Origin of the sequence: Formivibrio citricus (assembly GCF_900115065.1) — a bacterium.
In the GTDB taxonomy this organism is placed as follows: Bacteria; Pseudomonadota; Gammaproteobacteria; order Burkholderiales; family Chitinibacteraceae; genus Formivibrio; species Formivibrio citricus.
On record NZ_FOVE01000004.1, the window covers coordinates 140,804 to 154,503 of the forward strand.

Annotated in this window: 13 protein-coding genes and 1 tRNA gene; all 14 read left to right on the plus strand. The window is 56.7% G+C overall.

Features of this window, described 5'->3' with window-relative positions:
• The first annotated feature begins 98 nt into the window (after window positions 1-98).
• The 14 genes from cpaB to thrS all read left to right on the plus strand — a co-directional run bounded on the left by cpaB (window position 99) and on the right by thrS (window position 13,678).
• Entirely contained in the window at window positions 99-989 is an 891-nt protein-coding gene (gene cpaB / locus BMZ36_RS03960; protein ID WP_091191661.1) for a Flp pilus assembly protein CpaB, read from the plus strand.
• A 92-nt stretch (window positions 990-1,081) separates the two neighbouring features.
• Window positions 1,082-2,635 carry a type II and III secretion system protein family protein gene (locus BMZ36_RS03965; protein ID WP_218142623.1) on the plus strand — a complete coding sequence of 518 codons (1,554 nt, stop codon included), beginning with the start codon at window positions 1,082-1,084 and terminating at the stop codon, window positions 2,633-2,635.
• An 11-nt stretch (window positions 2,636-2,646) separates the two neighbouring features.
• Window positions 2,647-2,952, plus strand: coding sequence for a hypothetical protein (locus BMZ36_RS03970; protein ID WP_091191806.1), 306 nt, complete (start codon window positions 2,647-2,649; stop codon window positions 2,950-2,952).
• On the plus strand, window positions 2,873-4,339 hold the full coding sequence (locus BMZ36_RS03975; protein ID WP_143085965.1) for a pilus assembly protein TadG-related protein: 1,467 nt from the start codon (window positions 2,873-2,875) through the stop codon (window positions 4,337-4,339). Before BMZ36_RS03970 ends, BMZ36_RS03975 begins: the two co-directional genes overlap by 80 nt.
• Window positions 4,340-4,350: 11 nt before the next feature.
• Window positions 4,351-4,815, plus strand: a complete 465-nt coding sequence (locus BMZ36_RS03980; RefSeq protein ID WP_218142624.1) for a TadE/TadG family type IV pilus assembly protein — start codon at window positions 4,351-4,353, stop codon at window positions 4,813-4,815.
• Window positions 4,816-4,825: 10 nt separating this feature from the next.
• Window positions 4,826-5,341 (plus strand): TadE/TadG family type IV pilus assembly protein, encoded by a 516-nt coding sequence (locus BMZ36_RS03985; protein ID WP_091191668.1) that lies wholly within the window; start codon window positions 4,826-4,828, stop codon window positions 5,339-5,341.
• A gap of 33 nt (window positions 5,342-5,374) precedes the next feature.
• The gene (locus BMZ36_RS03990) at window positions 5,375-6,538 is read left to right on the plus strand and encodes a CpaE/TadZ family protein (protein ID WP_091191671.1); all 1,164 of its coding nucleotides are present in this window, start codon (window positions 5,375-5,377) and stop codon (window positions 6,536-6,538) included.
• Between the two features lie 62 nt (window positions 6,539-6,600).
• Window positions 6,601-7,962, plus strand: coding sequence for a TadA family conjugal transfer-associated ATPase (locus BMZ36_RS03995; RefSeq protein ID WP_091191808.1), 1,362 nt, complete (start codon window positions 6,601-6,603; stop codon window positions 7,960-7,962).
• A 9-nt stretch (window positions 7,963-7,971) separates the two neighbouring features.
• Window positions 7,972-8,949 (plus strand): type II secretion system F family protein, encoded by a 978-nt coding sequence (locus BMZ36_RS04000; RefSeq protein WP_091191673.1) that lies wholly within the window; start codon window positions 7,972-7,974, stop codon window positions 8,947-8,949.
• Between the two features lie 33 nt (window positions 8,950-8,982).
• Window positions 8,983-9,927, plus strand: a complete 945-nt coding sequence (locus tag BMZ36_RS04005; protein WP_091191676.1) for a type II secretion system F family protein — start codon at window positions 8,983-8,985, stop codon at window positions 9,925-9,927.
• 26 nt (window positions 9,928-9,953) lie between these two features.
• On the plus strand, window positions 9,954-11,081 hold the full coding sequence (locus BMZ36_RS04010) for a LytR C-terminal domain-containing protein (protein ID WP_143085966.1): 1,128 nt from the start codon (window positions 9,954-9,956) through the stop codon (window positions 11,079-11,081).
• Window positions 11,082-11,176: 95 nt separating this feature from the next.
• Complete coding sequence (locus BMZ36_RS04015; protein ID WP_091191682.1) at window positions 11,177-11,419, plus strand: hypothetical protein; 243 nt, start codon at window positions 11,177-11,179, stop codon at window positions 11,417-11,419.
• Window positions 11,420-11,543: 124 nt separating this feature from the next.
• Window positions 11,544-11,620: transfer RNA gene (locus tag BMZ36_RS04020), tRNA-Val, on the plus strand.
• A 153-nt stretch (window positions 11,621-11,773) separates the two neighbouring features.
• Complete coding sequence (gene thrS, locus BMZ36_RS04025) at window positions 11,774-13,678, plus strand: threonine--tRNA ligase (protein ID WP_091191685.1); 1,905 nt, start codon at window positions 11,774-11,776, stop codon at window positions 13,676-13,678.
• Window positions 13,679-13,700: the final 22 nt, after the last annotated feature.

The following is a 13,700-nucleotide window of genomic DNA, read 5'->3' on the forward strand; positions in this document are numbered from 1 at the left end:
GCAGTAAAACCCGTCTCGAACGACCGGTGTACAGCAACTTCACTTGAGAAAGTTTCCCGGAACACCTGAGATCTCAACGATTAGCAAGGGGAAGAGAGATGAAAAACACGAGAGCAGTGATAATGATCGCGGTCTCGCTGATCATCGGGCTGGCTGCCGTTTTCCTGGCATCTAACTGGGTCAGGCAGCAAGGATCGCTCACCACCAGCAAAGTGGTCGTTGCCGCCAAGGATCTGAGCTTGGGCACACGCCTCACCCCTGAGACGTTAACCCTGGTCGAATGGCCCCGAAACAGCATTCCGCCCGGCGCAATGCAGGGCGAAGAAGCGCTGGGCAAGATGCTCAAGGATCCGACTTCCCTGGAACCGCGTGTACTGAAGGTCACCGTACTCAAGGGCGAGCCGATTCTGGAACCCAAGCTTGCGCCTGTCGGGACGAAAGGCGGACTATCGGCCGTTATCGGCGAGGGCAAGCGCGCCATCACCGTCCGGGTCAACGATGTCGTCGGCGTGGCAGGCTTTGCCCTGCCAGGCAACTACGTTGACGTGATCGTCAATACCGAATCCGAAAGCGCCAAGGGCAACAACACCAAGGACAAGACGATCTCCAAGATCGTGCTCGAACGCATTCTGGTGCTGGCCATCGCGCAAGAGGCTGGGCGGGATGAAACCAAGCCCAAGGTGGTCAATGCCGTTACGCTGGAAGTCACGCCGGATCAAGCTGAAAAACTGGATCTTGCACGCAGCATCGGCTCCTTGTCGCTGGTTCTCAGAAATCAGGTGGATGCCTCTCCGGTCACTACGGCGGGCGCATTCAAGCGCGATCTGCTAAGCGGCACCCCTGAACAGGCTGCCGCTCCGCAACCCCAAAGCGCAGAAAAACCTGTTGTAAAAAAAGTCGTTCCTCGCAAACCGGCCACCATCAAGGCTCCGGCCAGAGACAAGGTGGAAGTGATCAAGGGTACGACCAAATCGAGCAGTGAGTTCTGACAGTCCAGCGGTGCTGGAGCTAGCCTCCCACCTGTAAATCAGATTGCTCGCAAGGGTCGAATTCTTAAAGTCTTTGAATCGGGAGAGTTGAAATGGGCAAACAGGAAATGCAGTACACCATGCAGCCAAAGGCCGGCATCAAGGCTCTGGCCGTTGCACTGGGAATGAGCTTGTGGTTGACCTCGCCCCTGCAAGCGGCCGAACCATCCCAGGCCAAACCGGCCAAGAAGCCAGCCGCAGCCAAGCGCACGGCACCGGCAAAGGAAGCATCCCAGATGCCAAGCGGCCCGATTGAGTTCGCATCTCACATCACGGCCACTGTGGGCAAGTCGACACTATTGCGACTACCCGCACCAGCAACCCGCGTTTCGATAGGAAGCCCGGATATTGTTGACGTGGTTCTACTCAACCCTCGCGAGATTTATCTACTCGGCAAGAAAGTCGGGGCAACCAACCTGACGCTGTGGAGCAAATCCGGCCAGAGCACCATCGTTGATGTTGCGGTGGGGCTGGATACCGCCTCTTTGCAAGCCAGGTTGCAGCAGCTCCTCCCCAAAGAGCGCAATATCAAGGTATTTGCGGCATCGGATACCATCGTACTCAGCGGCACGGTAGCCGACGCAACGAAGGCTGATCGCGCAGTCGCTTTGGCCGAGGCGTTTGCCGGCAAAAAAGTGATCAACATGCTGAGCGTATCCTCCGTGCAGCAAGTGATGCTGGAAGTAAAAGTAGCCGAAATCAACCGGACCGATCTGGACAAGCTGGGGCTGAATTTCTCCTGGCAAAGCGGCGCCAACTTCCTGTACGGCATCGTTGGCGGCAATTCGGGCATTCTTTCCAGAACGCTTGGCAACACACGGGCAACCAGCGCGACCGGTCTGGCCACAACCCTGCCCAACATTTTTGGCACGGACGGCACCGCGCCCGGCAGTGTCAGCAATGTCTCTGCATTAGTCGATGCCCAGAAAAAGGATAGCCTGGTCAAGATCCTGGCCGAACCTAACATCGTGGCCATCAGCGGTCAGGAGGGCAGCTTCCTGGCTGGGGGCGAAATACTGATCCCGGTACCTCAGTCGAACGGCACCATCACCATGGAAAGCAAACAGTTCGGCGTTGGTTTAAGAGCCACACCAACCGTACTGGATGAAGGAAGAATCAATCTGCGGGTACAACCGGAAGTCACTGATCTGGTCGGGTTTACTTCTGTCGCCAGTACCGGTCTGGGTAGCAACACACTGGTACCCACACTGACCACTCGCCGCGTATCGACCACGGTTGAATTATACGAAGGCCAATCCCTGGCCATCGGCGGCCTGTTGCAGGACAACACCCGCGGATCGATCAACCGCTTCCCGCTGCTGGGCGACATTCCGGTCTTGGGCGCGCTGTTCCGCAGCACGGAATACCAGCAGGCAAAAACCGAGCTGTTGATCATCGTCACGCCGCGTCTCGTCAAACCGCTTGCGCCCAACTATGCCCTGCCGACCGACGCACACAAGTCGCCTTCCAAGTCCGATCTATTCCTGGATGGCAAGCTTGAGGGCAAGAGCGAAAGCAAGCCAGCCGCAGCACCGCAGACCGAAGCGCCAGCAGCCACGGGGAATCCGCAGCCGACCCCTGCCCCCAGCGGCTTCCAGATGAAATGAAGGAGACTGCCATGCGAAACCTGTCCATCAAATTGATTCTTGCCGGGCTGGGAATCTGTGCTGCCCTGGCGGGCTGCGCCAGCTCTACGCCGGTTCTCGACAGCAAATTCGGCGATGCCGTCACCGCAGCCAAAGCCCAGCAAACACTGCATCCGGATGCGCCGCTGAACAAAAAAGCGGCAACCGGGCTGGACGGCAAGGGTGCTGACACTGTAGTCGACAAGTATCACAAATCCTTTGAAACGCAGCAGCCTGCAACCAATACCTTTACGATCGGCATCGGTTCGGGAAGCAGCGGCAGCACTACAAGCAAGTAGCTGCACAAACGCCTGCAAGGAGGTGATCGAGATGAAAAACCTGACTCGCCCTGTGCCCGATTCCATGCGGCGCCAACACGGCGCGGTAGCCATCATTGTCGGCCTGTCCCTGTTCATTCTGGTGGGCATGCTGGCGCTGGTGCTGGATCTCGGTCACCTCTACGTCGCAAAAACGGAATTGCAGAATGCCGCAGATGCGGCTGCGCTGTCCGGCGCAAAAGAACTGGATGGCACTGTAGCGGGGATAACGCGCGCGCAAAATCAAGCCATCCAGACCGCCGGGTTGAACAAATACGACCTCAATGCAACCGCAGTAACCATCAATGCAGCCAATCTCATGGTCGGCAGTTGCCCGGATGACGGCTGCATGGTGGCCATCAGCAGTGTCACTTCAAGTACCTTGGCCGCAGATAAAACCTTTCTCAAGGTCGACACGGGGCAACGCTCGCTGGATGCCTGGTTTGCCCCCATCTGGAACACCCTGCAGACGCAGACCTACGGCATGGCGGTAGCCGGGAAATACACGGTCGATGTTGCTCCCATTGCCGTCTGCAAACTTGAGGATCCGGGCACAACCAATGAATTGGGCTATGAACGCGGTGTTACCTACAAAGTCAGCGATTCCAACCCATTGGGGCCAGGCACCATGTACTGGCTTGATCCAGAATCGAATATTCCGGGGAACTGCCCTGTCACCAGCACAAACGACACGCTTCCCTATGTTTGTACAGGCAGAGTCAGCTATACCCCGATAGTCGGCCAGACCGTGAATACCAACACCGGTATTTCCGATCCGCAACTGGAGGCCGTTGATTCCCGCTTTGGGGTTTTCAATTCCAAAAACAAGTGTGACCCAAGCACCGCGCCGGCCGATACCAACGTTAAAGAATATATCTATGACAGCGCCACCGCCGGCTCGCCGCGAGACTGGATGGGAACCGATCCCACACAGCAAAGCATCCGCTTCATCACCGATGCAGCCGGAAAATACAGACCAGTTCCATATGGCACCCCGCGCGCGCCCACGGATTACGGCGTCCTGTGGTCAGCTTTCCGCCCCACAGGCGCAACAACGGCCCAATGGTCATCGCTGTACAGTGGACAAAGCGCCACCAGCTATCCAGAGCCTTCGCCTTATGCCCAAACCTCCGGGAATTTCTTTACAGCCCCGACAAGCGCAAGCAAATCCGGAAGACGCGTAATGAACATGACCATCCTGGAATGCACAGCCGCTGGTGGCGTTTGCCGAACCGCAACAGTTCTAGGCGTTGGCAAGTTTTTCCTGCAGAAAAAGGCGAACACGCCTTCTGACAAGGAAATTTATGTCGAATTCGGCGGATTGCTGCCCAACCCGCTTCCGACTGGCGAAATCCGGCTGTATCGATAAGGGGAATCCAAATGGGCACTCAGCACATGGTATCGATCAAGCGTAGAGAGCACGGCGCTGCGGCCATCGAATTCGCGCTGCTCATTGTTTTTCTGCTGATCATCGTGACAGGTCTCATCGAGTTCGGCAAAACCTTCTGGTATTACGATGCCCTGGTTAAAAGCACGCGCGATGCCGCGCGGTTTCTGACCGATTCGCGGACCACCCCGCCCTTGGCTCCCAGCGAAGGGGGGCGGATTGCGTTGGCCAAGCAAATCGTGGTCAACGCCGCCAGCGCTGCCAATATTCCTGATTTCAATACCGGCCATGTGGCGGTGGAATGCGATCCCGACTGCGCCGCACCAAACTATGTGACGGTACGCATCAATGCCTATCCCGTGACGATCGGTGGCTGGGTTCCAGTGTTCACACCCAACGGAACAACAAGCTGGACCGGCTCGCTCTCCCCCTATACCACCATGCGCTATATGCGTTGAGGAGAGCGCCATGAACACCCTGCCACGACTCCTCCACAGACTGCGCCAGCATCGCCAGCAAGGCGCATCGGCCGTCGAATTTGCTCTGGTTGCCATCGTGTTCTTCACCCTGTTGCTTGGCATCATCGAATTCGGCCGGGTGTTTTACGTCTGGAACAGTGTTCAGGAGGTCACCCGTCGAGCAGGACGGGAAGCCGTGGTGCGCTGGGTAGATCAGGACGCCACGATAAAAAGCCTGGCCCTGTTTGACGGAACAGCCTTGCCAGCAGGCGCAGAAGTGGCCGCGGCCAATATCAACATTGAATATCTGGACGTGAATGGCGCCGTCCTGACCACGCTACCCAGCGACCCCTCTGCCAATATCGCGGCATGTTTGGGTAATACGCCCACCTGCATTGCAAGCGTTCGTGTCTCCATTAGCGGGGCAAGCTATGCGCCCATGATGGGATTGTTTACCTTTTTGGCAATCCCCATTCCTGCATCTACGGTCACCATGCCGGCAGAAAGCATGGGATACCACCTATAAAGCAAGTAGAAAGGCCGTTTTCGGGAGAGCATCATGAAAATCGTCGCCGTTTCACATAACCAGCACAATCTGGATGAACTGCGCCGCCTTCTTGTTGCCGACAGCAGCGCGCTTGATGCTTCCTTTTTTACCGGTGGTGTATCCCAGGCAGAATCTGCAGTCAATCAGGCACACCCCAATCTGCTGATTTTCGATGCGGCCCACGCCAATCAGGCCCAACTGGCAGGGATCGAACTCATCAGCCTGCACCATCCCGACATGGCCATCATTCTGCTGACCGAATCGCAATCGCAGGAATTCCTGACCGAAGCCATGCGTATTGGCGTGCGCGAAGTGCTTTCGCTGCCTTTGTCCAGCCAGTCACTGCGCGATGCCATCTGGCGGATACAGAAACGCAGTGCGCTGATGCATGCCACCAACCACAAAGGCAAGGTGCTGGCATTTCTGGCCTGCAAGGGCGGCAGCGGCGCAACCTTCCTCGCGGTCAACCTGGGCTATATCCTGGCGGCAGCAGAAGGAAAGCGCGTTGCCCTCCTGGATCTGAACCTGAATTTCGGTAATGCCTCGCTGTTCGTGTACGACCATCCGCCCACCACGACACTTGCCGATCTATGCAACAACATCCAGCGTCTGGATGCATCTTTCCTGGCATCTAGCATGGTTCAAATATTGCCCAATTTCGGCATTCTAGCCGCACCGGAAAGTCCGGAGCGCGCCACGGAAGTCAAGACAGCGCACCTTGATGCACTGATCGAGCTGGCAACCCGGCATTACGACTTCGTCATTCTCGATGCTTGCCGCAGCCTGGATGCGGTCAACGTACGGGCCCTGGATCGAGCAGACCTGGTTTTCCCCGTTCTGCAGGAAACCTTGCCTTTCATTCGCGATGCGAAGCGCCTGCTGGCCACATTCAGATCACTGGGATACGGCCAGGAAAAAATTCATCTCATCGTCAACCGCTACGAAAAAGGTGGCGACATTCGCCTGGAGGATGTCGAACACACGCTGGGCATGAAGGTGGCCCATACCATTCCGAACAGTTTCAAAGCCGTTTCCGCATCGGTGAATCAGGGGATCGCTGTCATGAAGATCGCACCGCACGACACGGTCACCAAGGCGCTGGAGCAGATGGGAAAAACCTTGCTTGAAGTACCCGATGACAAGTCCGGCAACTGGCTGACTCGTCTGTTTGGTTAATAGAACGGCGCACAGGCATGCATGCCCTGCCTGGCCAATTTGAGATTACTGAGGGGACGATCATGTCACTAAGGGAACGTCTGGAAACCATTCAACACGATACCGTACTGGCCCCGGTTTCGCCCCAGCAACAGGCCGGCTTCTACGACAACCGCGCCTATCAGGAGTTGAAGTCGCGCATTCACCGCAAACTTCTGGACCGCGTGGATCTTGCGGTCATGGAAACGCTCTCGACCGAACGACTACTGGAAGAGTTGCGGATCATGGTCGAGCGCCTGCTGGCAGAAGAAACCGAGCCCATCAACGATACGGAACACAAAACCCTGATCCGCGACATTCAGCACGAAGTGCTGGGCCTGGGTCCGCTTGAGCCACTGCTCGCCGACAGCACCATTTCGGACATTCTGGTCAACACCTACAAGCAGGTCTATGTGGAACGCCGTGGCAAACTGGAGTCCAGCAATGTGACCTTCGACAGCGATGCCCACTTGCTGAAAATCATCGACAAGATCGTTTCCAGGGTGGGCCGGCGCATCGATGAATCCAGCCCCATGGTCGATGCCCGTTTGCCAGACGGTTCACGGGTCAATGCCATCATTCCGCCACTGGCAGTGGACGGGCCACTGCTCTCGATCCGCAAGTTTGCCGTGACGCCCTTGCGCATGGACGACGTTCTTGCCCTGAAAAGCCTGACGCCGGACATGGCGGAAATCATTGAGGGGCTGGTCAAGGCACGCGTCAACATGCTGATTTCCGGTGGCACCGGCAGCGGTAAAACCACGCTGCTCAACATCCTGTCCGGATTTATTCCGCCTACAGAACGTATCGTGACCATCGAAGACGCAGCCGAGTTGCAATTGCAGCAACCTCACGTCGTCCGGCTGGAAACACGCCCGCCCAACATTGAGGGCAAGGGAGAGGTCACCCAGCGTGCATTGCTCAGAAACAGTCTGCGCATGCGCCCCGACCGTATCATCGTTGGGGAAGTTCGTGGCGCAGAAGTACTGGACATGCTGCAGGCCATGAATACGGGCCACGATGGTTCGATGACTACCATCCACGCCAACACCTCACGTGACGCGCTAACGCGACTGGAAAACATGATTGGTTTGGGTGGCCTCATCCTGCCGCCCAAAGCCATGCGCCAACAGATCAGCTCGGCGCTTAGCGCTCTGGTTCACGTTTCCCGGCTATCCGACGGGAAACGCAAGATCATGAGCATCGAAGAAATCACCGGTATGGAAGGTGACATCATCACGACCCAGGAAATTTTCAAGTTTGAACAAACCGGCATTTCGCCGGAAGGCGTCGTTGTCGGTCATTTCCGCGCCACAGGCATCCGGCCCAAGTTTGCCGAAAGATTGCGTGTTCATGGCATTCGCTTGCGTGACGAGATGTTCGATCCGACGCGGCTATACGAATAGGAGCCAATCATGGACTACCTATATTATGCCTTCGTCGTACTAGGTTTCTTCGCCGTGGTGTTGTTCCTGGAAGGGGCATACCTGACCTGGAACACCTACAGGGGGCCGGAAGCCAGGCGTATCGAAGAACGGCTGCGGGCCTTGTCTGCTGGCAGCGATAGCGGCACGCAGGAGCTGTCCATCGTCAAGAATCGTCTGCTCAGTGAGACGCCAGCCCTTGACCGGTTATTGATGCAGATTCCGCGCATCCATCACTTGGACAGGTTGCTGCTGCAATCGGGGATGCGCATCAATGTGGCCGGTTTCTTCGGATTGAGTCTCCTGGCCGCAGGCTTGGGGCTCACCGTCTCCGCAATCCTTTCATTCAGCGCATTTTTCATCGTTGCAATCATGATCCTGGCAGGCTTCCTGCCGCTCTTCATGGTCCTCAACAGTCGACAAAAACGCCTCGACGCCCTCGAACAACAATTGCCCGACACGCTCGATCTAATGGCTCGCGCATTGCGGGCCGGGCATGCGCTGCCAGGAGCACTGAAAACGGTGGGCGAGGAAATGCCGGAACCGATTGCCGGAGAATTTCGCATCACGTTTGACGAGCTCAATTACGGCATCCCGCTATCGGAAGCCTTGAATAATATGGCCTCCCGCGTACCCGTCACCGATTTGCGCTATTTCGTGATTTCCGTACTGATCCAGCGTGAAACCGGGGGCAATCTGGCTGAGCTTCTCGACAACATCAGTGCCTTGATCCGCGCTCGCTTCAAACTGCTTGGCGCAATTCGGGTACTGTCGGCGGAAGGCCGATTGTCAGCCTGGATTCTTACGATACTGCCTTTCGCTTTGGCCGGCGTCATTCGAATCATCCATCCCCAATTCATTGGTGTGTTGTGGTCCGACCCTTTCGGCAGAAAAATGGTTTTCGGTGCTTTGATCCTCATGCTCCTGGGCATTTTCTGGATGTGGCGCATCATCAAGATCAGGGTCTAAACCAATAAATACATGGAACAGGTGGGCTAAATCATGACTACCTTGCAAATCATCTATCTGTCCGTCGTTTTCCTGGCGGTCTTTGTGGTCGCGATGATCATTCTGTCGCAACTGGGGCCGCGCCCGATCCAGCAACGGTTGGAGCAGCTCGCCGAACCGAAGCTGACTCCAGCTTCGGAAGCCCCCGCTCCGGTCTGGGTTCAGCACATTGTGAAATTGAGCGGTCCGATCGCCAAGCTTTCCCTGCCCGCCGAAGGCTGGGAGAAATCAACGTTGCGGATTCGTTTCATGACGGCCGGTTACCAGACATCTTCCGCACCGGTATTGTTTTTTGCCGCCAAAACAATCCTGACATTGCTTCTTCCTGGCGTATTGCTGCTTTACAGCGGGATCTCCAGGGCTGCAATCAATCAGCACGTATTTCTCTTGCTTATCGTCCTGCTGGCTGCAATCGGCTATTTCTTGCCCAACGTACTCCTGGAACGACAGATTGCCTATCGCAAACGGGAAATATTCGAACACTTTCCCGATGCTATCGATCTGATGACCGTCTGTGTCGAAGCCGGCTTGGGACTGGATGCGGCAATCGGCCGGGTCGGGGAAGAAATGCGCCTGACGAGCCCCACACTGGCAAACGAATTGCACCTCGTCAATCTGGAGTTGCGGGCTGGCGCCTCGCGGGCTCAAGCGCTCAGAAACCTGGCGCTGCGCACCGGGGTTGAAGAAGTCGACACCCTCGTTGCCATGCTGATTCAGGCTGATCGTTTCGGCACCAGCGTGGCCGATTCGCTGCGCGTGCATTCAGACAGCCTGCGCACCAAGCGCCGCCTGCGCGCCGAGGAAGCCGCGGCCAAGATACCGCTCAAGCTACTGTTTCCATTGATTTTCTGTATTTTCCCTTCCATGCTTCTTGTATTGCTCGGACCTGCATTCATAAGCATTTATCGCGTATTGCTGCCAACACTGGCAGGGCAGTGATCCTAATCAAGACAGGAGCGCTCAACATGAAAACGCAAAAAATTCTTCTACCGATGGTTTGTTGCCTGCCTTTCCTCGGCAGTTGCTCGATGCTGCAAACCGCCAGCAACAAGCTGTGGGGGAGCAATCCGGTTTACAGCGTCAACAAAACCACCGAAACGCCCGACTCCCTGTACCAACAAGGGCGCTACTACCAGGGACAACAGCGCTACGAACAAGCCGCAGTGGCATACCGCAAGGCCCTGAGTACAGATCCCGGTTTTGTCGAGGCACGCAATGGGCTTGGCGTCATCCTGGCCTTGCAGGGCCGCCTTGACGAGGCCGTCAAGGAATTCCAGACTGCCATCAAGCTCGCGCCCGCTGCCGCGCATATCCACAACAACCTGGGGCATACGCTCTATCTGCAAGGCAATTACGCCGCCGCCGTCACGGCACTGGAGCAAGCCTTGGTTCTTGCGCCGGACAATCGGGGTACGTTGAGCAATCTCAACCTGGCCTATGCCAAAACCGGCAACCCCGGCTATACCCCGCCCGCCAACGTCTCCGGCACGAATCTCCAGGTAGAGGGCTCACCATCGCAGGCTGTAGCCACAACGCAAGATCCGCCACCACCGCAAACGCAGACCGGTAGAGATAATGCTCCGCAGCTCATACCAATAGAGTCCCGAGGACAGCTGGAAGCAGTTCAACTTGCACCAAACATCTACGAAATACGGGAACGTGCACCTTTGCCGCAAACATCCAAAGTGCAAATCGATGCGCCAACCAGGAAAACAGCAGCAACGGCCACTCCCGCTCAATTGCGCCTGGAAATTTCCAACGGAAACGGCGTAAACGGATTTGCCAAAAAAGTCAGCACTTATCTTGGCAAGCAGGGTTATCCAACCTCACGGCTGACCAACCAGAAACCGTTCCAGGTGGAAGTAACCCAGATCCAGTACCGCCCCGGTTTCCGGGATGAGGCGCAGCGTCTCAAATCCAGCTTGCCGGGAAATATGGAACTGGTTCAAAGCGACAAGCTTCGTCAGAACATTCAGGCGCGATTGCTGCTGGGCAAGGATGTCGCTGCCAATGTCGCGCAATTTGAATCCCGTCCTGCGGTTCACGTTGCGAAGAATGACCCGTCCCCCAAAGGGGGCGCCTCCGAGAAGTAGATTTTCATCAACGGTTGGCCTGCAACCAGCCTGGATGATGTTCAGCAGTAGCAGTACAAGCGCATGGCAACCACAATGGAAAGGAGTAGTACATCATGTCCGAAGAAAAACACATCATCGAACCTCAACGGCTGGGCATCTGGGTCGCAGCAGCTTTTATTCTGGCGCTACTGGCACTGGTTTTGTCCCTGATCAACTTGAAGCGTACCGGCGAAGGATTGCTGATCTCCCAAACAGAAATTCTTTTGTTAAACAATAAAATAGAAGCGCTACAAAAGAATGCCGCAATGCCTGCTGCACCAGCGATGCAAGAAAAAGCCGCTAAACCGCAAAACTGAAAACCATTCCATTCAGCCCCCTCACCGGCAATGATCCAAGAATTCCCGGTGAGGAGGTTTGAGCGCGCGTAGCGTTTGTGCTTGCCAAACAGAGAGGTGTTCAGTAGAATGCCGTTCTCTCGTTAGGCACGTAGCTCAGCTGGTTAGAGCACCACCTTGACATGGTGGGGGTCGTTGGTTCGAGTCCAATCGTGCCTACCAACGAATACAAAGGAATCAAGCCCATGTTCCGAACTCGCACCACTACCGAGACCACTATCCGGTAGCCGTGCATTGGGCTTGATTCAGACAGAAGGTGCGGCGCAAGCCGCACTTTTTTTTTGCCGTTTTGAATATTGATTGCAGGTGATGACTATGCCCGTCGTAACGCTTCCCGATGGCTCCCAGCGCAGCTTTGATGCCCCCCTGACCGTTGCCCAGGTTGCCGCCAGCATTGGCGCCGGTTTGGCTCGAGCAGCCCTGGCCGGCAAAATCGACGGCACGCCAGTCGACACCAGCTACCTGATCGACCGTGACGTACAACTTGCCATCATCACCGACCGCGATGCCGAAGGCGTGGACATCATCCGCCACTCGACAGCTCACTTGCTGGCCCAAGCCGTCAAAACCCTGCTCCCGGATGCCCAAGTCACCATCGGCCCGGTCGTCGACAACGGCTTCTATTACGATTTCTCCTACAAGCGCCCGTTCACGCCGGAAGACCTCGCCGCCATCGAAAAGAAGATGGCCGAGCTTGCCAAGGCAGATACCCCGCTGGAACGCCAGGAAGTCACCCGCGACGAAGCCGTGGCCTATTTCAAGTCGATCGGCGAAAAATACAAAGCCGAGATCATCGAATCCATCCCGGCCGACCAGATCCTGTCGCTCTACAAGCAAGGCGAGTTCACCGATCTTTGCCGCGGCCCGCACGTACCGTCGACCGGCAAGCTGAAAGTATTCAAGCTGATGAAGGTCGCCGGCGCTTACTGGCGCGGCGACAGCAAGAACGAGATGCTGCAACGCGTCTACGGCACCGCATGGGCCAAGAAAGAAGATCTCGACCAGTACCTGCACATGCTCGAAGAAGCCGAAAAGCGCGACCACCGCAAGATCGGCAAGGCGCTCGACCTCTTCCACATGCAGGACGAAGCGCCCGGCATGATCTTCTGGCACCCGAAGGGCTGGAGCCTGTGGCAGTCGATCGAGCAATACATGCGCCGCGTACTGACCGCACACGGCTACAACGAGATCCGCACCCCGCTGATGATGGACCGCGTACTGTGGGAAAAATCCGGCCACTGGGAAAACTACCACGACCTGATGTTCACCACCGAGTCAGAAAAACGCGATTACGCCGTCAAGCCGATGAACTGCCCGGGCCACATCCAGGTATTCAACAGCGACCTGCGCTCCTACCGCGACCTGCCGCTGCGCTACGCCGAATTCGGCTCCTGCCACCGCAACGAACCGACCGGCAGCCTGCACGGTATGATGCGCGTACGCGGCTTCACGCAAGACGACGCCCACATTTTCTGCACCCCGGAGCAAGTACAGGACGAATCCGCTGCCTTCATCGAGTTGTTGCAGAAGGTCTACAAGGCTTTCGGCTTTGAAGACATCATCGTCAAGCTCTCTACCCGCCCGGAAAAGCGTGTCGGCACCGAAGAACAATGGGACCGCGCCGAAGCCGCGCTCGCCTCCGCCCTGGACGCCAAGAACCTGGCCTACGAACTGCAACCGGGCGAAGGCGCCTTCTACGGACCGAAGATCGAATTCTCGCTCAAGGATTGCCTTGGCCGGGTTTGGCAATGCGGCACCCTGCAGCTCGACTTCAACCTGCCTGTGCGTCTGGGCGCGGAATATGTGGACGAGCACAGCACCCGCGTGCACCCGGTCATGCTGCACCGTGCGGTTCTTGGATCAATGGAACGCTTCATCGGCATCCTGATCGAACACTTCGCCGGAGCCTTCCCGTTGTGGCTTGCTCCGACCCAGATGGTGGTCATGAATATTTCCGAGCACCAGGCCGATTACGCACAGGAAGTCGTGGCACAATTGAAGATTGCCGGCCTGCGCGCAGAAGCCGACTTGAGAAACGAGAAAATAACCCGTAAAATCCGCGACAACAGTCTGCTGCGCCTTCCCTATCAATTAATTGTGGGGGACAAGGAAAAAGAAGCAGGCTTGGTGGCCGTGCGTAGCCGCACCGGTGAAGACCTGGGTCAAATGACGGTCGCAGCGCTGATTGAGCGCCTGCAAACCGAGCTGAATCCAGCCTGATCCGGCGACATCCGCACGGTTT